Genomic DNA, 19,324 nt, shown 5'->3' on the forward strand with positions numbered 1-19,324 from the left:
ACTGCACTTCTTCCCCCAAGCGGCCCGGTTCACGAACACCACGCACGCGGGGGCTCTCGGGTTGTCCAGTTCCCCCAGGTGGCGCGGCGGTTCGGGGATGCTACGCGGCGCTGAGCCCGTTAGCAGGTATCTCGTTTCAAGTCGATACCCCCGCCTCCGTAGACTTGACAGCTGTGACTGAACTCGACACCGCAACCCAGCGTCCTGACCTCCCCGCCGCGTGGACTCCGGCGGAGGTAGAGGCGGAGCTGTACCAGCGGTGGGTCGACCGGCGCTACTTCGAGGCGGACGTCAAGAGCGACAAGCCGCCGTTCACGATCGTGCTGCCCCCGCCGAACGTCACCGGCAGCCTGCACATGGGGCACGCCATGAACCACAGCGTGATGGACGCGCTGACCAGGCGCCGCCGCATGCAGGGCTACGAGGTCCTGTGGCTGCCGGGCATGGACCACGCGGGCATCGCGACGCAGAACGCCGTCGAGCGCGACCTGGCCAAGCAGGGCATGTCCCGGCACGACCTCGGGCGCGAGAAGTTCGTCGAGCGCGTCTGGGAGTGGAAAGAGGAGTACGGCGGCAAGATCCTCGACCAGATGAAGCGGCTCGGCGACGGCATCGACTGGTCGCGTGAGCGCTTCACCATGGACGAGGGGCTGTCGCGCGCCGTCCAGACGATCTTCAAGAAGATGTACGACGACGGCCTGATCTACCAGGCCGAGCGGATCATCAACTGGTGCCCGCGCTGCCAGACGGCGCTGTCCGACGTCGAGGTCGACCACAGCGACGACGAGGGCGAGCTCGTCTCGATCCGCTACGGCGAAGGCGAGAACTCGATCGTCGTCGCGACCACGCGCGCCGAGACGATGCTCGGTGACACCGCGGTCGCCGTCCACCCGGACGACGAGCGCTACCAGCACCTCATCGGCACCGAGGTCGAGCTGCCGCTGACCGGCCGCCGCATCCCGATCGTCGCGGACACGCACGTCGACCCGAAGTTCGGCACCGGCGCGGTCAAGGTCACGCCGGCGCACGACCCGAACGACTTCGAGATCGGCCAGCGGCACGACCTGCCGAACCTCACGATCATGGACGGCCGCGCGACCATCACCGCGCACGGCCCGTTCGAGGGACTCGACCGGTTCGAGGCGCGTCCGGCGATCGTCGCCGCGTTGCGCGCCGAGGGCCGGATCGTGGCGGAGAAGCGGCCGTACGTCCACGCCGTCGGGCACTGCTCGCGGTGCGACACGGTGATCGAGCCGCGCCTGTCGCTGCAGTGGTGGGTCAAGGTCGAGGGCATCGCGGCCAAGGCGTCGGCCGCCGTCCGCGACGGCCGCACCAAGATCCACCCGGCCGAGCTGAACAAGCGGTACTTCGACTGGACCGACAACCTGCACGACTGGTGCATCTCGCGCCAGCTGTGGTGGGGGCACCGGATTCCGGTCTGGTACGGCCCGAACGGCGAGGTCGTGTGCGTCGGACCGGACGACGAGGTGCCGACCGGTGAGGGCTGGCGTCAGGACGAGGACGTCCTCGACACGTGGTTCTCGTCGGGTCTGTGGCCCTTCTCCACGCTGGGCTGGCCGGACGAGACCGAGGACCTGAAGAAGTTCTATCCGACGTCCGTTCTCTCGACCGGCTACGACATCCTGTTCTTCTGGGTCGTCCGGATGATGATGTTCGGCCTGTACGCGATGGACGACGTCCAGCCGTTCGACCACGTCTTCCTGCACGGTCTGATCCGCGACCAGTTCGGCAAGAAGATGTCGAAGACCAAGGGCAACGGCATCGACCCGCTGGACTGGATGGAGCGCTACGGCGCGGACGCCACCCGGTTCACGTTGCTGCGCGGCACGAACCCCGGTTCCGACATGGCCGTCGCCGAGGAGTGGGCGGCCGGTTCGCGCAACTTCACCACGAAGCTGTGGAACGCCACCCGGTTCGCGCTGGCCAACGGTGCGACGGTGGCGCGTCCGCTGCCGGCCCGCGACGAGCTGACGGCGGCCGACCGCTGGATCCTGGACACCCTCGACGAACTCGTGTCCACTGTGGACTCGAACTTCGAGGCGTTCCAGTTCTCGCGCGTCTGCGAGGCGCTGTACAGCTTCACGTGGGACGAGTTCTGCGACTGGTACCTGGAGATCGCGAAGGTCCAGATCGCCGACGGCCGGGTCTCCTCGACGCAGTCCGTCCTGGGCCACGTCCTCGACGTCCTGCTGCGCCTGCTGCACCCGGCCATCCCGTTCATCACCGAGACGCTGTGGACCGCGCTGACCGGCGAGGAGTCGCTCGTCATCGCCGCGTGGCCGCAGGCCTCCGGTGGTGAGCGCGATGCCGACGCGCTGGCCCAGATCGAGGGCCTGAAGAAGCTGGCCACCGAGATCCGCCGGTTCCGCTCGGAGCAGGGCCTCAAGCCGGGCCAGAAGGTCGCGGGCAAGGTCCGCGGCGCGTGCTGCGTCGGCCTGACCGACCAGGTTCCGTCGGTCCGGTCGCTGACGCGGCTGACCGAGCCGGGCGAGGAGTTCACCGTCTCGGCGACGCTCGAGGTCGGCCTGCCCAAGGGCGCGGTGAAGGTCGAGCTGGACCTGTCCGGCGCGATCGACGTCGTGGCCGAGCGCAAGCGCCTGGAGAAGGACCTCGCGGTGGCGCAGAAGGAGCTCGCCCAGACGTCGGGCAAGCTCGGCAACGCGGGCTTCCTCGCCAAGGCGCCGGCCGACGTCGTCGCCAAGATCGAGGAGCGCAAGGCCACCGCCGAGGCCGACATCGCCCGCATCAACCAGCGTCTCGCGGCGCTGCCGGAGGCGTAAGCACAGTGGACATCAACCTCGACGAGTTCCTCGACGTCGAGAACGAGCTCAACCAGCGGTGGCCCGAGACGAAGCTCGAGCCGTCGCTGGACCGGATCAAGGCGCTGGCGCACGTGCTGGGCGACCCGCAGACGAACTACCCGGTGGTTCAGCTGACGGGCACCAACGGCAAGACGTCGACGTCGCGCATGGCCGATGCGCTGTTCACGCGCATCGGCCTGCGCACCGGCCGGTACACGAGCCCGCACCTGCAGCTCGCGACCGAGCGCATCAGCCTCGACAACCAGCCGATCAGCCCTGATCGCTACGTCGAGGTCTACCGCGACATCGAGCCGTACGTCGCGATGGTCGACTCCCGGTCCGAGATCCGGATGAGCAAGTTCGAGGTGCTCACCGGCATGGCCTACGCGGCGTTCGCGGACGCCCCGGTCGACGTCGCCGTCGTCGAGGTCGGCCTGGGCGGCACGTGGGACGCGACGTCCATCGCGGACGCCAAGATCGCCGTCCTGACGCCGATCGGCCTCGACCACACCGAGTACCTCGGCAACCGCGTCGAGGACATCGCCACCGAGAAGGCCGGCATCATCAAGCCGGGTTCCGTCGCGATCGTCGGCGAGCAGACGCCGGAAGCCATGAAGGTCATCCTCGAACGGGTGGCGGAGGTCGACGCCACCATCGCCCGCTTCGGCAGCGAGTTCGGCGTGGTCTCGCGCTCGGTGGCCGTCGGCGGCCAGCTGATCACGTTGCAGGGCCTGGGCGGCGTCTACGAGGACATCTTCCTGCCGCTGCACGGCGAACACCAGGCCGCGAACGCCGCTCTGGCACTCGCGTCCGTCGAGGCGTTCTTCGGCGCCGGCGCCGACCGCCGGCTGGACGTGGAAGCCGTCCGCCAGGGCTTCGCGACGGTCATCACGCCGGGCCGCCTGGAACGCGTCCGTTCCGCACCCAACATCTTCGTCGACGCCGCGCACAACCCGCACGGCGCCGCCGCACTGGCCCGCGCGCTGGACTCCGAGTTCGGCTTCCGCAAGCTCGTCGCCGTGGTCGCCGTGATGTCCGACAAGGACGCCGAAGGCATCCTCTCCGCCCTCGAGCCGGTCGTGCAGGAACTGGTGATCACCACCAACTCGTCCCCGCGCGCCATGGACCCGGACGTCCTGGCCGGTCTCGCCGTCCCGATCTTCGGCGAGGACCGCTTCGAGGTCCGCCCGCGCCTGGACGACGCCATCGAGGAAGCCATCCACCTCACCGAGGACGAACTGTCCGGCGGCGGCGTCATCGTCACCGGCTCCGTCGTCACCGCGGGCGAGGCCCGCGCCCTGTTCGGCAAGGAGCCGGCATGACCACCCCGGCCCCTCTCAAGAAAGACCCGCTCAAGGCCTTCCGCGGCATCATGGCCGGCACCCTGATCCTCGAGGTCATCGTCGTCGCCCTGGCCCTCCCGGTGATCGCCAAGCTGCACGGCGGCGTCGGCACCCTCGTCGGCTGGGTGGCGTTCGGCTTCATCGCGCTCTTCATCGCGATGTGCGCCTTCGTCCGCCGCCCGTGGGCCATCCCCGCCGTCGTGGCCCTGCACGTGCTGCTGATCGCGACCTGGCTGCTGCTGCCAGCGCTGGGCGTGATCGGTGTGATCTTCGGCCTGGTGTGGGTCTACATGCTGTGGCTGCGCCGGGACCTGCTCAAGCGCATGGCGGAGGGCCGCCTGCCGGCCCAGCAACAGCAACCGGCGGAGTGATCGGTCCGGTCGTAGGCCATCAACGCGTCCGCGGCCACCAGAACCTTCCGATCGGCGTCGTCGTGGTCGGCCGTGAACGGGGCCCTGCCGTCGTGGCTGGAGCGCCGCAGTTCGACGTTCCACGCCGATCCGTGCCCCGGGATCTCGATCGTGTGGGCGGCGCGGTCGAGGGCGCTGAACCGAGGAGCCTCGGTCCGCACCGCCTTGCGCCCTTTTCCCGGCTTGTACGGTGACAGACAAATACTCAGGGTGTTGTCGAGGCCGGACTTCTTGCTGACCGCGATTTGGCATTAAAACTTGCTGGAGACCACCCGGATGGCGTCTTTTGTGCCGAGGATTTTCTCGGCGACCTCGTCCGTGATCGCGGCACACCAGTAATACGGCCCCCCTTGCCGACACCGGCTCCCTCGTCGTTGATCGGCATCACCGAAGAGAAGTTGTGCGGCTCCGCGCCGTCCACGCGACGCACGACTCCGGATCCCTGGTGACGACGTCGCAGTTCGCCTGCGGCCCCACCGCCGGCACCGGCGGCTTGATCCTGGCGGGAACCGTCCTCGGCTCGACGGAGGAGCAGGCGGCGAGCAGCATTGCGGCGCTGACGAAAATCGCCAATGAACGGGCCGTGCCGCACTTCGTACCCTCACCTGTCGCAATGTCGCGCTGACACTTCATCGAGTTCACCCGATCGTGCCGTGAAGCCCGGACAAGGCCCCTGACCCGGGGCTATGCTCCTAGGCGCACGAATCTGCAAGGAGGGGTACTGGGGATGAGCGGGACCAAAGTCGATCTCGACACACTGCGCGCTGCCATCAAGGAGTACGAGTCCATCTACCTCGACCTCGAGAAGGCCAAGGACCGGGGCAAGGCGCTGGTCGCGGTCGAGGCCGCCGGGCTCGACATGCCGAGCAAGGTCTACAACAACTGGGCGGTCACCGCCGGCGCGGCGCATCAAACGTCGAACGACGAACTGCGCAAGACGCTGAAGACCCGGATCGACAACCTGAAGGCCACGCTCACCCAGTACGAGCAGACCGAGCAGGGCAACCAGGCAAACCTCAAGCCGAAGGACTGAGCTGTTGCGCATTCGAACGATCGCCGCAGGTACCGCCGCACTCGCGCTGCTGGCGGGCTGCAGCACCGGTGGCGGCACTACCGGCACGCCGACGAACGCGACTCAGCCGACCAGCACGAGCCGAGGCGGCGGAGCGCCCAAGGTCTCCAGCCCGCTCAACCTGACGGCTGCCGAAGCTGCTCCGTGCAGCGTGGTCACCCCGGCTCAGCTGGCGTCATACGGTCTGCCTGGTGTCGAGGGCAGCCTGAACAGCTCGTCCGCCGGAGCGGGCTGCAAGTGGTCCGGCTCTCTCACGGCCGCCGAGATGGCCGCCGGCATGATCATCCTTCCGGCCGGGACGAGCCTCTCGTCCACCTACGCCAAGAAGGACTCGTACCCCGTGTTCGAGGAGCGGCCTGCGATCCAGGGCTACCCGGCTGTCGTCGCTCTCGCTGTCGACCAGCGCAAGGACGGTGACTGCGACATGATCGTCGGCGCGTCCGACGAGAGGGCGATCCTTTTCACCTATGTCAGCGATGAGAAGGGCAAGTACTTCGCGGACCCGTGCGCTGGGGTGACCGAGTTCGCGAACCTGGCAATCACCACGATCAAGGCAGGTGCGAAATGACACGGCCCGCGCCCAGCTGTTTCTCCGAGGACACCTCCCGCGCGGAGGGGTTCTCGGGGCACGAGATCTACGCCCAGATGACCGGCGGGCCCGGCACCGGCAAGGCTCAGGCGGGGGCCGATGCCGCAGCTGAGCTGGAGCGCAGCTATGCCGCGATCGAGCAGCGCCTCAAGAAGGTCGGCGAGACGCTCGGCGAGGCGTGGAGCGGTGCCAGTGCGGACGCCGCGCAGGCCGCCGGCAACCCGATCAACCAGGCCATGATCCAGATGCAGGACGCGCTGCGGCAGGCCGACCGCTCGCTGTCCAACCAGGTCTACCAGTTCAACTACAACAAGGGTCAGCTCAAGGACATGCCGGCCAGCAAGCCGGACACGAACTTCTGGGACGACGTGACCCCGTGGGACACGGACACCGAGGACGCGGTCAACGCCTACAACGGCGATGAGTCGCACAACCGGACGGTCTACAAGGAGTTCCAGGCCGCCAGCAACACCAACCGCGGCGATCTGCCCAAGCAGTTCCCCGGTGTCACGGCGGACACGCTGAACGTCGAGGTGATCAACACCGGCGGCGACGACGGGCAGGACAAGACCGGCAACAACGTCGGTGGCACGAGCCGCACGCACAGCAGCTCGAACTACCCGAGCTCGACCGGCACCGGTCAGCCGAGCGGCACCACCTGGACGCCGCCCGTCAGCCACACCGGCGGCAACGACACCACGACGTCCCAAGCCGTCGGCGCGGACCTCAACGGTGGTCTCAAGACCAGTGACCTCCCCGGCGCCGGCAAACCGCCCGTGGGCAGTGTGATCGAGCGTCCCCCGAACACGGGCATCCCGCCCATCGGTGTCCCCGCCGGCCCCGGCGGCCTCAACGGTCCCGGTGGTGGCGGGCGTGGTCCCGGCGGCAGTGCAGGCGGCAAGTTCGGCGGCGGAGCCGGAAAGCTCGGTGGCGGAGCGGGCAAGTTCGGTGGCGGGGCCGGTTCCGCGTCCGGTCGCGGTGGCGTCGGAGGCCTGGGCACCGGCAGCAGCAGCGGGCAGCAGCCCGGCGGCAAGGCCGGGGTGTTCGGCGGCGTGGGCGAGGGCGGTCCGAACGCGGCTGGGCGTGGTGCGGCCGGTGCGGCGGGCCGGGGTGGTGCCGCCGGCATGGGCGGCATGGGTGGTCACGGGCAGAAGGGTGAGGGGGAGGACGACCTGGAGCACAAGTCGGCCGACTACCTCGTCACCGAGGAGAACACCAACGAGATCATCGGGGACATGCCGATGGTCGCTCCGCCGACGATCGGGGGGTGACGTGCTGCGGTCGTCCATTCAGCTGTCCGACCTCGCGTTCGACGTGCTCTGGAAGCAGGAGCGGCTCGGCGAGTACCACCCCGCGCTGTCCGTCGACTCGCCCGGCGAGACCGAGGACGAGCGGGCGGCCATCGAGCGCGACGTGATCGGCGAGCTGCGCCGGGTCGGGCTGGACCACCCGGACGTGCGGGGCACGCTGCACCTGATCGCCAAGGCGGACCAGGACTACTCGGCGTGGATCGCGCTCACGCCGAGCGAGACGCGGCCCGTGGTGGTGGCGGCGAACTCGCAGTACGGCGTGCTCGCCGTGCACGACAACGGGTTCGTGCAGCTGCACCCGATCCGTCCGGAGAACGCGCCGGAGGTGCTCGCGATGCAGCTGCCGGACGTTCCTCCCGGCCGCGGCGCGTCGATCAACGTGCACGCGTCGGAGATCAACGTGCACCAGCCGGGCAAGGCGTCGCCGTCGATGTCGTTGCGGCAGCTGCTCGCCCAGCCGCGCAAGGGCACGGCGAAGCTCTACGCGGCCAAGCGCAACGGTGAGGGCAGGCAGCGCGCCAAGACGTTCCTCACCACGATCGACTTCGAGGACGGGCGCTGGCTCGTGGTCAAGTACACCGACCAGAACCACCAGACGTGGGTGCACGCCACGCCCGCGTCGCGGCAGATCATCACGGACTGGCTCAAGCGCCTGACGTGACCCCGCTGGACGACGTGCGGCGGCGCTGAAGTTCATCCGCGGTTTCACCACCGGCCAGAACGGCCGACTAGAAACCGCGCATGACCTTCGACCGTCGCACGTTGTTCAAGGCAGGCGCATTCGGCACGGCCGCGGCGCTGGTGCCCTCGGGCATCAGCCTCGCCAAGACCGACCGTCCAACCCTCACGCACGGCGTGCAGTCCGGCGACGTCACCTGGGACGGCGGCATCGTGTGGACCCGCGCGGACCGTCCGTCCCGGATGCTCGTCGAGGTGTCCAACGACCCCGGGTTCCGCCACTCCCGCCACGTCCGCGGCCCGCTGCTCACGCCGGAGACCGGCGGCACCGGTCAGGTCAGGGTCGGCCACCTGCTGCCCGGCCGCACCGCCTACTACCGCGTCACGGCCGAGGACCTGCACGGCCGCACCTGCAGCGAGCCCGTCACCGGCAGCTTCACCACCGCCCCGCTCGGCCGCGAGCAGGTCCGGTTCGTGTGGTCCGGTGACGTCGCCGGACAGGGCTGGGGCATCAACCCCGACATCGGCGGCATGCCGGTCTTCAAGGCCATGGCCGACCGCAAGCCCGACTTCTTCATCCACAGCGGCGACAGCGTCTACTCCGACGGCCCGATGAAGGAGTCGGTGACCCTGCCGGACGGCCGGATCTGGCGCAACCTCGTCACCCCCGAGAAGTCCAAAGTGGCCGAGACGCTCGACGAGTACCGCGGTCAGTTCGCCTACAACCTGCTCGACGAGAACCTCAAGCGCTTCGCCGCCCAGGTGCCCACCTACGCGCAGTGGGACGACCACGAGGTCCTCAACAACTGGTACCCCGGCGAGATCCTGGACCTCCCGCAGTACACCGAAAAGCGCGTGGACGTGTTGGCCCAGCGGGCTTTCCAGGCGTTCCACGAGTGGATGCCGATCGACCGGCAGCGCGCCGTCGACGGCCGCGTCCACCGCCGGTTCTCCTACGGCCGCAACGTCGAGATCTTCGTGCTCGACATGCGCACCTACAAGGACAAGAACACCTCGCCGCAGGACCAGCCGGGGCACATCCTCGGTGCGGCACAGGCCAAGTGGCTCGTGGACAGCCTCGCGCGCAGCACCGCCACGTGGAAGATCATCGCGGCGGACCTGCCGATCGGCCTCGTCGTCACGGACACCCCCACCGGTATTGAGGCCGTCGCGAACGGCCTGCCGGGCGCGCCCAACGGCCGTGAGCACGAGATCGCGTGGGTGCTGCGCGAACTGAAGAAGCGCCGCGTCCGCAACGCCGTGTGGCTGACCGCGGACGTCCACTACACCGCCGCCCACCACTACTCGCCGGACCGCGCGGCCGTCGGTGACTTCGACCCGTTCTGGGAGTTCGTCTCGGGCCCGCTGCACGCCGGCGCGTTCGGCCCGAACAAGCTCGACCCGACGTTCGGGCCGGAGGCGGTGTTCGTGCACGCGCCGCCCGCCGCCAACACCTCGCCGCTGGACGGGTTCCAGCACTTCGGTGAGATCGAGGCGGACCAGCACGAGCTCACGGTCTGGCTGCGTGACGCGACCGGCGCATCGCTGTGGTCCAAGACCCTCCAGGCGTGCTGAGCGTCACTCGTTGATCGGCAAAGTGCACCACTGCCCACGAGATCCCGAGTGGACGGTCAGGCTCGGCCGAGGCATACCTGGGGAGGTGGTGCACTGTGGACCGAGGGCTGAGCGCCGCACAACGGCTCGAGGAGTTCCGCAGGTCGTTGGGAGAGGACGCCGACGGCCTGGGTGAACTTCCCGAGATCGGCGGTGAGTTCCACGGCCGGTCCCGTGACGGGCTGGTCGACGTGACGGTGGCGGACGGGCGCGTCGTGGCGGTGACCGCCACGTTGACGCCCGCCGACCACGCGGCGACGGAACTGGGCGACCACCTCATGACCGCGGCGAACAACGCGCTGGCCGCCGCGAGAGCCGCGGTTCCGGTGGTAGCCGACCCCGTGCCGGACCTGGACGCGTTGATGAGCAGGCTCAGCGAAGCCGGTGAGCAGAGCAGCCGCTTCATGCGGCAGGTCGGTACGGCGCTGGAGGAGGTCATCGCCAAGGTCGGCCCCCGCACGGGGATGCATGGCGACCCGGCACCGACCGGCGTGGACGCCCTGTTCGCCGACGCCGCCTCCGCGTTGCGGACGGCCCGCGACTCGCTCGCGGGCCTGGCCGGCCCGCAGATCACCACCAGCGGTTCCGACGAGGACCACGAGGTGTGGGTGACGATCGGCGTGGACGGGACGGTGACGAAGGTCGAGTTCTCCTCGCCGGTGGCGTCCATGACCGGCAGGCAGTTCGCTGACCGTTCCCGCCAGGCACTCGGTGCCGCGCTGGGTGAGTGGATCACCAAACGGCGCGAACAGCAGGCGCCCGCGGCCGGACTCGACCCCGCTGGGCTGACCGCGCAGGCCGATGCGTTGCGCAGGCAGAGCGTGGCACAGCTGCAGGAGTACACCGGCAAGTTGAAGTCGATCATGGGCAGTATCGGCGAGCCGTAGAAGGGACCGGAGATGTCAGGGGGACTGGAAGTCTTCGGGGACGCGATCAGTCAGTCGGGCGAGCAGCTCACCGGCACGGCCGAGCGTCTGACCGGGGAGATCGCGGCGTTCAGCGGCAAGCTCGCCGGGTTCGGCAACCCGTTCGGAGGCGACGACCTGGGCTCGACCATGCAGATGATCTACGGGGCGATCGCGGACGCCGCGATGGAGTGCTTCGGCGACAACACCGCCACGATGTCGGAGACCGGCGGCAAGCTCGTCGAGATGGGTGCCGAGTACGTCTCGGTCGAAGAGCGCAACCACGGGTTGATCTCCGGCCTGTTGGGGAGGCTGGACGGATGACGACCGGACTCATGTTGCCCGGCGAGCTCTCGGGCCTGCTCACCACGCTCGGCTTCAACTGGCCGGAGGGCGACGAGGGCAAGATCTTCGACATGGCCGGCGAGTGGATCGCGTTCGGCGACCGTCTGAGCGGCTCGGTGAGCGAGGCCCACGGGCACGCCGAATCCGTGTGGTCGATCAACAAGGCCGAGGCGGTCGACAGGTTCAAGGCGTTCTGGGACGGCGATGAGGCGCCCAAGAAGAACCTGGAGGACGGTGCGACCGCCGCCGCCCTGGTCGGCGCGGGTCTGTACGTCTGCGCGGGCGCGCTGCTCGCGCTGAAGGTCGCGGTGATCGCCCAGCTCGTCGCGCTGGCCATCGAGATCGCCCAGGCGATCGCGACCGCGGTGGCGACGTTCGGCGCGTCGCTGCTGGAGATCCCGGTCTTCCGGGAGATCACCAAGCTGCTGCTCGACCAGGCGCTGGACATCGCGATCAACGCGGTGCTCAATGGCTAGGCGAGGCGGCCACGGCGGCGGCGGGATCTTCAAGCCGATCCTCAAGTGGCTGCGCGGGTCGAAGAAGCCGGGAGCGGGCCATCGGCCACCCGGTCATCGGCCGCACCCCGGCACACCGGGCCCGCACACCACGCTTCGGTACCCACCGCACCGGCAGAAGAAGATGCTGGACAAGTACCAGCACGAGACGAACCCGCACGACCCGCGGAACCCGTTCCCCGGCCGGTCGGTGCGCCGCCTGTCCCCGGAGGAACGAGAAGCGCACCGGGTGTTCATCGACCAGCACGGCAACATGCGCCGAGCGCGCGACGGCTCGCTGTACGACACGCAGTCCGGGACCTCGGCGTGGGGAGGCCAGCGCGCGATCTTCGTGATGGACGGCCACGGCAACATCTACGCCTCGAACCACCACGCACCAGGCCACTTCCACCACTCGTCGCTCTCCGGGGGCCACCCCGTGGCGGCGGCCGGGGAGCTTTCGGTCACCAACGGCCGGGTCAACTACGCTACCGCCGCGAGTGGCCACTACCAGCCGGAGCCACAGCACATGACCAATCTCGCACAGGAGTTCGCCCGCAACGGCATCCGGCCGCCGATCTGGGACTTCCACGGCCCGCATCCCCACCGCCGGCCGATGTTCTCCTGACGCTCGCGGCCATCTGAACAGGAGCACGATGACGATCGAACACCGCGCCGAGCTGAACTCCGTGATCTACGGACTGTTCCGCGCACCGGCGCTGGACCGCGAGACCGCGGCGAGCATGGTCGAGGCCATGCTGGTCCGCGAGTACTTCGTGGACGGTCCCGCCGCGTACTCGACGGCCATCGCCCAGGCACTCGGACAGCCGGATCCGGTGACGGCGGACATCGAACCACCGTACGGCGAAGCGGAGGTTCGCGCGTTCCTGAGGCTTGTGCACGAAGAACTCGAAAAGCACAAGCCGTGGGCGTGAGCGCCGTAGGGTCGGTGCGTGCCCATCTCGTTCGACACCACCGGTTTCCGCCAGCTCAACCAGAACGTCTGGCAGCACCCGAGCGGTGACCAGGCGGAACTCACCTACTACAACATGGTGCCGGACCTGCCGGCCGGGCTGGACGACCTGCCCAAACTGAGGCACGACCTCGCCAGGATCGACGGCGAGGTCGGTTGCCTGATCGAGGCGCACGTCGTCCAGCTCGCCGGGGTGCCGGCGCTGCTGCGGATCGTCAAGATGCCGCTGCCGAACCAGCAGGGCGGTCAGCTCTTCCACTGCTCCTTCACCGTCCCCAAGGCCACCTGCAGCGCCGTGCTGCAGCTCGGCGCGATCGAGCGCGGCACGACCGGCATCCGGGAAGGCGTGCTGGCGGCGGAGATCGGCTTCGGGAACTGGGTCAGGCCGCACCCGTACGCGCCGGAGCTGCAGAGCGTGCTGCCGTTCCACGCGGGCGATGATCCGCGGTACGACGCGAGGTTCCCCGACCACCCGTTGTCGCGCGTGCGGGCGTGGGCGCACCACGTCGTCCGCACGGCACGGCTGGACCCGCAGTTCGCGGCCCTCCCGCCGTTCCAGGTCCAGGCGCCGCCGCCACCGGTCGCGCCCGGTCAGCGCCTCATGACCGCTCTGCCCAGCCTTCCGGTCAAGGACTTCGTCGGCCTGCAGATCGGTGAGCAGACGACGTACTGGCGGATGACCGATCCGAAGCTGAAGGAGATGCTCGGCCGCGGTCTCATGGGCCGGTCGCCGCTCGCGGCCACCCGGTTCCGCGACATGCTCATGATCGACGTCGAGACCGGTGAGGCGATGATCCCCGACCGGTTCACCACCAACGGGGAAATGACCGCACACGGCACGCGCCTGGTGCCGGTGACGTTGCCGGAAGCGGACGCCCAGCTCTCGAACGGCGACGTGGAGCAAGCCTTCGCGTGGGCGGGCCGGATGGCCGCTGTCGCGGCGGAACGAGGGGAGTACCTCTCGCTCGAACCGATCGAGAGCCAGGGCGAGCAGGCGAACCCGCACGTCCTGCTGGCCGTGCAGCAGCACGAGGGGCAGCAGGTCGCCGTCGCCCAGTTCTCGCCGCCGCCCGCCGAAGGACCGCTGGCGGGGTCGGCGAGCCGCGCCGCGCCCGCGACGCCGGAGAACGTCGAGGGCATCGGCATGATCGCCGGAGTGGCGGTCAACGAGTGGCGGACGCACCCGCTCAGGTTGGCGATCACGTACAAGCGCCCGGCAGGCTGATTGCAAATATTTGCGAGGCCTGACGTATTGTTTGCCGCTGTTTCTCGTGGTTTCGTGCAGCAGCCCTGCAAGAAGTTGCGACAAGGAGGTCGCGATGCGTCGGGTCTTCGCCGCGCTCGCTGCACTGGTTCTGCTGCCTCTCACACCGGTCCAGGCCGTTGCTCAACCGAAGCAACGCCTGGCCGTCGGCGAGGTGGTGGACATCGCGCCCGGTGTGCGCGACGGGGACGTGCAGCTCGCGTTGCCGCCCAAGCGCGACGACCTGCGAGGTGAGCGCTTCTACTTCGTGATGCCCGACCGGTTCGCGAACGGCGACCCCAGCAACGACCGCGGCCGCTCCACGAGCGCCCAGAACGGCTTCAACCCGGCCGACAAGGGCTTCTACCACGGCGGTGACCTCAAGGGGCTGCGGCAGAAGCTCGACTACCTCGACGGCATGGGCATCACGGCGATCTGGATGACGCCGATGTTCCTCAACCAGTGGGTGCAGGGCGATTCCGCTGCGTACCACGGCTACTGGACCGTCGACTTCACCAAGCTGGACCCGCACTTCGGCACCACGCAGGAGATGCGCGACCTGATCCGCGACGCGCACAAGCGCGGCATCAAGGTCTTCTTCGACATCGTCGCGAACCACACCGCCGACGTGATCAAGTACGCCGAGGGCGAGAACGCGTACGTCAGCACGGGGGCGCAGCCGTACCTGGACGCCGACGGCAAGCCGTTCGACATCGCCGACTACGCGGGCAAGTCCACGTTCCCGAAGCTCGACGCCAAGAAGTCGTTCCCGTACACGCCGGTCAAGAACGGCCCGACGAAGTATCCGTTGTGGCTCAACGACCTCACGCTGTACCACAACCGCGGCGACTCGACGTTCTCCGGCGAGTCCAGCGAGCAGGGCGACTTCTCCGGCCTCGACGACCTGATGACCGAGCACCCGCGCGTGGTGAACGGCATGAAGGACATCTTCACCAGCTGGATCGACACGCTCGACATCGACGGCTACCGCGTCGACACGGTCAAGCACGTCAACATCGAGTTCTGGCAGGCCCTCGCGCCGTACGTCAAGCAGTACGCGAACCGCAAGGGCAAGAAGGACTTCTTCGTGTTCGGCGAGGTCTTCGACTCCTCACCGGAGAACACCTCGAAGTACACGACCACCGGCAGGATGCAGGCCACGCTGGACTTCCCGTTCCAGAGCAGCGCGCTGAGCTTCCTGTCCGGCAAGGGCTCGCAGCGGCTCGGCGAGGTGCTGCTCGACGACGACCGCTACACCGACGCCGACTCCAACGCCTCGTCACTGCCGACGTTCCTCGGCAACCACGACATGGGCCGCATCGCGTGGATGATCCGCAACGACCGGCCGGGCATCTCCGACGACGAACTGCTGCAACGGCTCAAGCTCGGCAACACGCTGATGTACCTGTGGCGCGGCAACCCGGTCGTCTACTACGGCGACGAGCAGGGCTTCGCCGGCACGGGCGGCGACAAGCTGGCGCGTCAGGACATGTTCGCGTCCAGCACTCCGGAGTACATGGCGGAGAAGCTGATCGGCAGCGACCGCACCGGCGCGCAGGACAACTTCAACACCTCCCACCCGCTGTACCGGCAGCTCAAGGCCCTCGCCGCGCAGGTGGACCAGGACCCGGTGTGGCGCGACGGCAACCAGGTGCTCCGGTACGCCGACGGTGACGTGTTCGCGTTCAGCCGCATCCTCGGCCGGGAGAGCCTCGTCGTCGCCAACGCCGGCACGTCGCCCGCGACCGTGACCGTTCCGGTCTCGTCGAGCGCGTTCGAGAACGCGCAGGTCCAGAACGGCCGAGTCACGGTCACCGTGCCCGCGCTGTCGGCGTTGGTGCTCAAGGGAACCAGTGACGTGAAGGCTGCGAAGCCGTCGCCGGTCCTCGTCGCTCCTGCCGCCGGAACCGTGCTGGACCAGCGGGTCGAACTGCGCGCGGACGGCATCAGCGCGCCCAACGCGGCCGCCACGTTCGCGGCACGCGTCGAAGGAACGTCCGACTGGACCGTGCTCGGCACCGACGACGCCGCGCCCTACCGGGTGTTCGCCGACCTGTCGGCACTTCCGGGCGCGGCCGTCGGCAAGCGCGTCGAACTGCGCGTGGTCGCCAAGTCGGGCGAGATCGGTGCGGACGGGGCGTTCGTCTCGCTCGTGGCCGCGCCGCCGGTGCCCGATCCCGGCACGAAGAACCCGGACTGGCTGGTCGTGCACTACCAGCGCGACTCGTACGACGGCTGGGGCCTGCACGCCTGGGGTGACGTCGAGACGCCGGTCGACTGGACCGCGCCGCTGCCGTTCGCGGGCGAGGACGCCTACGGGCGCTTCGCGTGGATCAAGCTGAAGCCGGGCGCCAAGCAGGTCGGGATCATCGTGCACAAGGGCGACGAGAAGGACACACCGGGGGACCGGTTCGTCGATCCGAGCGTCACGCCCGAGGTGTGGCTGAAGCAGGGCGACGCGACGGTGCACCCGTCCGAACAGGCAGCCACCGGCAAGGCCGTCGTGCACCACCTCGGTGACGCCACGGGAGCTGTCGTGCGCGTCGCCGGACGGGCGGACGTGCCGTTCACCAACGGCATCGCGGAACTCCCGCCCACCACCGAGTTCTCGGTCGTGCGCGGTACGACCGTGGAGGCGTCCGGCAAGTTCACGAGTGGCCACGCGTGGGTGGCCAGTGGCAAGGTGCACGCCACGAAGGCCGCCGCCGAGAACCGTGCGGTGATCCACTACCACCGCGCGGACGGCGACTACGCGGACTGGACGATGTACCACTGGACGGGCTCCGCGGAACCGTCGCCGGGCTGGACCCAGTCGCGGGTGCCGGACGGACGCGACCAGTTCGGCGTGTACTGGTCCGTACCGCTCGCCGCCGGTGCCGCCGGTCTGAGCTACATCGTCCACCGCGGCGACACCAAGGATCCCGGGCCCGACCAGTTCCTCGACCTGGGCCAGAAGGGGAACGAGGTGTGGCAGTTGCAGGGCGACGCGACCTATCTGCTGCCACCGAACGCCGGTCCCGCCGCGGACGACGACCTCACCAAGGCCAAGGCGATCTGGATCTCGCGCGACAAGGTCGTCTGGGACGTGCCGGCCGTCCAGTCCGACGGCTACCGGCTCGAATACGGCGCACGGGTGCTGCGGCTGTCGCCCACGACCGAGGAGGTCCCGGCGCAGTTCCCGCACCTCAAGGGCAAGCCGGTGTTCGCGGTGCGCGGGTTCGTCGACGACGCGTTGCGGGACAAGCTCTCCGCCGTGCACGTCGACGCGGGCGGCGCGATCCGGCACCGGACGGGCGTGCAGATCGCGGGCGTGCTCGACGACCGGTTCGCCGCCGCGGCCACGAAACTGACGTTCGGGCCGACGTTCGACGGTGACTGCGTGACGGTGCGGTTGTGGGCGCCGACGGCCCGGAACGTGAAGCTGCGGCTGTTCGACCAGCCCTCCGGTGAGCCGACCCGTGTCGTCGATCTGAAGCGCGATGACGCGTCAGGCTCGTGGTCCGCCAAGGGCTCGTGGAAAAACAAGTACTACCAGTTCGAGGTCACCAACTGGCAGCGCACGGTCGTGGTCACCGACCCGTACTCCCTCGCGCTGTCGGTGAACTCGACGCACTCGCAGTTCGCGGACCTCAAGGACGGCCGGACCATGCCGCAGGGCTGGGCGAAGGACGTCGCGCGCGGCATGGGCGGTGCCGTCACCGAGCTGCACGTGCGGGACTTCTCGATCAACGACCAGTCCGTGCCGGAAGCGGAACGCGGTACCTACAAGGCGTTCACGCACCGCGACTCCGTGGGCATGAAGCACCTCAACGCGTTGGCGCAGGCGGGGATGGACACCGTGCACCTGCTGCCGACGTTCGACATCGCGACGATTCCCGAGAAGCGCGAGGACCAGGCCAAGCCCGCGTGCGACCTGCGTTCGTTCGCACCGGATTCCGACCGGCAACAGGCCTGCGTCGGTGCGGTGGCGGCGAAGGACGGCTTCAACTGGGGTTACGACCCGTTCCACTACGACGTGCCGGAGGGCTCGTACGCCACGACGGACGCGCAGAACGGCTGGGCGCGGTCGAAGCAGTACCGCGAGATGGTGAAGTCGTTGCACGACAACGGCAACCGCGTGGTAGTGGACGTGGTCTACAACCACACGGCGGCGTTCGGCGACGCACCGACGTCCGTGCTCGACAAGGTCGTGCCCGGCTACTACCAGCGGCTCAACCTCGACGGGTCGGTCGCGAACTCCACGTGCTGCGCCAACACCGCCACCGAGAACGCGATGATGGGCAAGCTCGTCGTGGACTCCGTGGTGCGCTGGGCGCGCAACTACAAGGTCGACGGGTTCCGGTTCGACCTGATGGGCCACCACCCGAAGGCGAACATCCTCGCGGTGCGGGCGGCGCTGGACGCGCTGACCGTCGAGAAGGACGGCGTGGACGGGCGCAGGATCGGCGTCTACGGCGAGGGCTGGGACTTCGGCGAGGTCGCCGGCAACGCCCGGTTCGAGCAGGCCACGCAGGCGAACCTGGCCGGCACGGGCATCGGCACGTTCAGCGACCGGCTGCGTGACGCCGTGCGCGGCGGTGGGCCGTTCGACGACGACCCGCGCGTGCAGGGTCTCGGTTCGGGTCTGGCCGGGGACGTGAACTCCTCGCCCGCCAACGGCGACGTGGCCGCGCGGCTGGAGAACTACAGCGACCTGGTGAAGCTGGGCATGGCGGGCAACCTGGCCTCGTACCGGTTCCGGTCGACGGCGGGACCCGTGGTGGCCGGGCGGGACGTCAAGTACAACGGCACCGCCGCCGGGTACACCGGGCAGCCGTTGGAGGCCGTCACGTACGTCGACGCGCACGACAACGAGACGTTGTTCGACGCGTTGGCCTACAAGCTGAAGCCCGAGACGTCTGCTGCTGATCGCGTGAAGATGCAGACGGTGTCGCTGGCTCCGGTGCTGCTCGGCCAGGGACGGCCGTTCGTGCTCGCGGGTACCGAGTTCCTGCGCTCGAAGTCGTTGGACCGCAACAGTTACGACTCCGGTGACTGGTTCAACTCCTACGACCCGTCGTTGCACGACAACGGTTTCGGCCGCGGGTTGCCGCCCAAGGCCGACAACGAGTCGAAGTGGCCGTACGCGAAACCGTTGCTGGGCACGGTGAAGCCGTCGTCGGCGGACATGAAGGCGTCGCTGGACGCGACGTTGGAGCTGCTGCGGATCCGCAAGTCGTCACCGCTGTTCTCGCTGGGGTCCGCGGATCTCGTTCAGCAGAAGGTGTCGTTCCCGGCCGCGGCGTCCGGCGTGATCGTCATGCACATCGACGACACGGTCGGGCCGGACGCCGATCCCGGCCGGCGCGGGCTGGTCGTGGTGATCAACCCGTACCCGACGGACCAGGCCGTGACGCTGCCCGCTGGCGACTGGAAGCCGCTGACCAGCGAGAAGCGGCCTGGTGCGGCGCGCTCGGTCGTCGTGCTGGAGAGGTAGTTCGGCCGACAAATAGTTTGGCGTCCAGATTATTTGGTACCGTAGTGCCC

General features: G+C 68.9%; 16 protein-coding genes. All 16 read left to right on the forward strand.

Annotation, left to right across the window (positions count from 1 at the left end):
- Window positions 1-173: 173 nt before the first annotated feature.
- The 16 genes from ABZV40_RS32890 (at window position 174) to pulA (ending at window position 19,274) form a co-directional block, all read left to right on the forward strand.
- Window positions 174-2,801 (forward strand): valine--tRNA ligase, encoded by a 2,628-nt coding sequence (locus tag ABZV40_RS32890; RefSeq protein WP_355450364.1) that lies wholly within the window; start codon window positions 174-176, stop codon window positions 2,799-2,801.
- A gap of 11 nt (window positions 2,802-2,812) precedes the next feature.
- Entirely contained in the window at window positions 2,813-4,144 is a 1,332-nt protein-coding gene (locus tag ABZV40_RS32895; RefSeq protein ID WP_355450532.1) for a folylpolyglutamate synthase/dihydrofolate synthase family protein, read from the forward strand.
- On the forward strand, window positions 4,141-4,536 hold the full coding sequence (locus ABZV40_RS32900) for a DUF4233 domain-containing protein (protein WP_355450367.1): 396 nt from the start codon (window positions 4,141-4,143) through the stop codon (window positions 4,534-4,536). Before ABZV40_RS32895 ends, ABZV40_RS32900 begins: the two co-directional genes overlap by 4 nt.
- Before the next feature lie 439 nt (window positions 4,537-4,975).
- Entirely contained in the window at window positions 4,976-5,200 is a 225-nt protein-coding gene (locus ABZV40_RS32905; RefSeq protein ID WP_355450369.1) for a hypothetical protein, read from the forward strand.
- Between the two features lie 102 nt (window positions 5,201-5,302).
- A complete protein-coding gene (locus tag ABZV40_RS32910) occupies window positions 5,303-5,608 on the forward strand; it encodes a hypothetical protein (RefSeq protein ID WP_355450371.1) in 306 nt (101 codons plus the stop codon).
- Between the two features lie 4 nt (window positions 5,609-5,612).
- Complete coding sequence (locus tag ABZV40_RS32915) at window positions 5,613-6,215, forward strand: DUF3558 domain-containing protein (protein WP_355450374.1); 603 nt, start codon at window positions 5,613-5,615, stop codon at window positions 6,213-6,215.
- Complete coding sequence (locus ABZV40_RS32920; protein ID WP_355450377.1) at window positions 6,212-7,507, forward strand: hypothetical protein; 1,296 nt, start codon at window positions 6,212-6,214, stop codon at window positions 7,505-7,507. The genes ABZV40_RS32915 and ABZV40_RS32920 overlap by 4 nt, the downstream gene beginning before the upstream one ends.
- A 1-nt stretch (window position 7,508) precedes the next feature.
- A complete protein-coding gene (locus ABZV40_RS32925; protein WP_355450380.1) occupies window positions 7,509-8,207 on the forward strand; it encodes an ESX secretion-associated protein EspG in 699 nt (232 codons plus the stop codon).
- A gap of 80 nt (window positions 8,208-8,287) precedes the next feature.
- On the forward strand, window positions 8,288-9,799 hold the full coding sequence (locus tag ABZV40_RS32930; RefSeq protein WP_355450383.1) for an alkaline phosphatase D family protein: 1,512 nt from the start codon (window positions 8,288-8,290) through the stop codon (window positions 9,797-9,799).
- A 95-nt stretch (window positions 9,800-9,894) separates the two neighbouring features.
- Complete coding sequence (locus tag ABZV40_RS32935) at window positions 9,895-10,725, forward strand: hypothetical protein (protein ID WP_355450386.1); 831 nt, start codon at window positions 9,895-9,897, stop codon at window positions 10,723-10,725.
- A 12-nt stretch (window positions 10,726-10,737) separates the two neighbouring features.
- Window positions 10,738-11,067 (forward strand): hypothetical protein, encoded by a 330-nt coding sequence (locus ABZV40_RS32940; protein WP_355450389.1) that lies wholly within the window; start codon window positions 10,738-10,740, stop codon window positions 11,065-11,067.
- On the forward strand, window positions 11,064-11,564 hold the full coding sequence (locus tag ABZV40_RS32945; RefSeq protein ID WP_355450392.1) for a hypothetical protein: 501 nt from the start codon (window positions 11,064-11,066) through the stop codon (window positions 11,562-11,564). The genes ABZV40_RS32940 and ABZV40_RS32945 overlap by 4 nt, the downstream gene beginning before the upstream one ends.
- Window positions 11,557-12,210, forward strand: a complete 654-nt coding sequence (locus ABZV40_RS32950; RefSeq protein WP_355450395.1) for a hypothetical protein — start codon at window positions 11,557-11,559, stop codon at window positions 12,208-12,210. The genes ABZV40_RS32945 and ABZV40_RS32950 overlap by 8 nt, the downstream gene beginning before the upstream one ends.
- Window positions 12,211-12,238: 28 nt before the next feature.
- Window positions 12,239-12,517: a hypothetical protein gene (locus tag ABZV40_RS32955; protein WP_355450398.1), complete on the forward strand. Its 279-nt coding sequence runs from the start codon at window positions 12,239-12,241 to the stop codon at window positions 12,515-12,517.
- A gap of 18 nt (window positions 12,518-12,535) precedes the next feature.
- Window positions 12,536-13,780, forward strand: a complete 1,245-nt coding sequence (locus ABZV40_RS32960) for a hypothetical protein (protein ID WP_355450401.1) — start codon at window positions 12,536-12,538, stop codon at window positions 13,778-13,780.
- 94 nt (window positions 13,781-13,874) lie between these two features.
- Complete coding sequence (pulA, locus tag ABZV40_RS32965) at window positions 13,875-19,274, forward strand: pullulanase-type alpha-1,6-glucosidase (RefSeq protein ID WP_355450404.1); 5,400 nt, start codon at window positions 13,875-13,877, stop codon at window positions 19,272-19,274.
- The last annotated feature ends 50 nt before the right edge of the window (window positions 19,275-19,324 follow it).

The organism is Lentzea sp. NPDC004782 (assembly GCF_040609115.1).
Lineage (GTDB): Bacteria > Actinomycetota > Actinomycetes > Mycobacteriales > Pseudonocardiaceae > Lentzea.